Source organism: Rhizobacter sp. P3_B12, from assembly GCF_056402895.1.
On record NZ_JBFUGN010001113.1, the window covers coordinates 1 to 1,875 of the forward strand.

The 1,875-nt window shown below is 73.2% G+C and carries 2 protein-coding genes; one reads left to right on the plus strand and one right to left on the minus strand.

Annotation, left to right across the window (positions count from 1 at the left end; translation table 11 throughout):
* The coding region (locus tag AC1D01_RS32715; RefSeq protein WP_477873657.1) for a carbohydrate-binding protein at nt 1-470 on the minus strand (470 nt) is incomplete at its 3' end.
* Between the two features lie 164 nt (nt 471-634).
* Between AC1D01_RS32715 and AC1D01_RS32720 the strand changes: the two genes are divergently transcribed.
* Nucleotides 635-1,875: lysylphosphatidylglycerol synthase domain-containing protein (locus tag AC1D01_RS32720; protein ID WP_477873658.1), on the plus strand; the 1,241-nt coding region annotated here is incomplete at its 3' end.

The following is a 1,875-nucleotide window of genomic DNA, read 5'->3' on the forward strand; positions in this document are numbered from 1 at the left end:
GTCCACCAGTTGGCCTTGTAGTTCACGTTGCCGACGCTGGCCTGCTGGCCGCCGCCGTACGCGGTCGCGGCGAGCCAGGCGGGCTGGCAGCCCGGTGCGGGAGCGGGGGCGGGTGCCGGTGCCGGCGTGGGGGCAGGCGCAGGGGCGGGCGTCGGCGCGGGGGCCGGAGCGGGCGCCGGTGTCGGCGCAGGGACCGGGGCTGGAGCGGGGGCCGGACCGTCGGCCGCGCCGATGTCGGTCCACAGGCTCGCGGTGGTCGGGTTCCAGCCGGTGCTCGCGTAGTCGGTCTGCGCCACCGTGGCGCGGTAGTTGCGGCCGTTGTACGTCACCAGCGAGCCGGCGGCGTAGAAGGTGTCGGGCTTCCAGGCCGGGTAGCTGGCGGCCTGGGCCGTCGCGGTCACGAGGACGGCGGCGAACGCGCTGAGCAGACGCATCTGGCTCGAGCGGGGAAAGAGGGCGGTGACGGGCATGGAGGTCTCCGGGTGGGCGGGGGGCGGTACGGCGTTCGGGACTCTAGCGTTTGCAATACCATTTGAGTACCACTTGAGCGATGAAAGTGGTAATGGTTTGTGCCCGCGAGCCGCAAAACGCGATCCAATAGCCGCGTCTCCACCACCGTGCTTTCGTCCGAACCGTGTCCGAGTCCTTGCTGGACCCCACCCTCGCTCCTCCCAAGTCCACGCTGGCCCTCTCCCTCTGGGGCGACCGGTGGCCGCGGCTGCGGCCCTGGCTGCTCGGCGCCATCGCGCTGGGGCTGGCGCTGGCCGTCGGCCTCGCGCTGCGCCAGCTGCTGCTGCAGGTGCACTACAGCGCGGTGATGGCGGCCGTGGCCACCACGCCGGCATCGAGCATCGGCCTGGCGCTGATCGCCACCGTGCTGAGCTACCTCGCGCTCAGCGGCTACGACAGCTCGTCGCTGCGCTACGCCGGCGCGCGCGTGCGGCATGCCACCGTGCTGCTGACCTCGTTCGTCGCCTACGCGCTGTCGAACACCATCGGGCTCGGGCCGCTGTCGGGCGGCGCGGTGCGCATGCGGCTGTACACCGCCGCCGGGCTGGAGCCGGCCCAGGTCGGGCGGGTGATCGCCTTCAATGCCGCCGCCTTCGGGCTCGGCATGGCGGCGTTCGGCGCGCTCGCGCTGCTGTGGGGCGCCGACGATGTGGGCGGCCTGCTGCGCATGCCGCCGCTGCTGCTGCGGTTGCTGGCGGCCGCGCTGCTGGTGGGGCTGGCTGGTTTCATCTGGCTGTGCACCAAGCGCCGCGGCCTGCGCATCGGCCGCTGGGGCATGCGCCTGCCGACGCCCGAGCTCGCGCTGCGCCAACTGGTGATCTCGGCGCTGGAGCTGTGCGCCTCGGCGGCGGCGCTGTGGGTGCTGCTGCCGGGCCAGCACATCCCGCTGCCCACCTTCATCGCGTTCTACGCCATCGCCGTCACGGCCGGCATCATCAGCCACGTGCCGGGCGGCGTCGGCGTGTTCGAGGCGGTGATGCTGCTGGCCAGCGGCGGCAGCGTGCCGAGCGACGTGATGCTGGGCGCGCTGCTGCTGAACCGCGGCATCTACTACGTGCTGCCGCTGGTGCTGGCCACCGGCATGCTGGTGGCCTACGAGCTGCGCTCCGGCGTGGCCGCGCCGGTGGGCCGCATGGCGGTGCACCTGAGCCCGCGGCTGATGGCGGCGCTCACGCTGGTCGCGGGGCTGTGGCTGATGGTCTCCGGCGTGACGCCGTTCACCGAGGACGCGCGCGAGATCCTGGCGCACCTGAACGTGCCGGTGCCGTTGATCGAGGCCTCGCACTTCCTCGGCAGCGTCGCCGGCCTCGGCCTGCTGCTGGTGGCGCGCGGGCTGCTGCACCAGCTCGATGCCGCCTGGTGGGC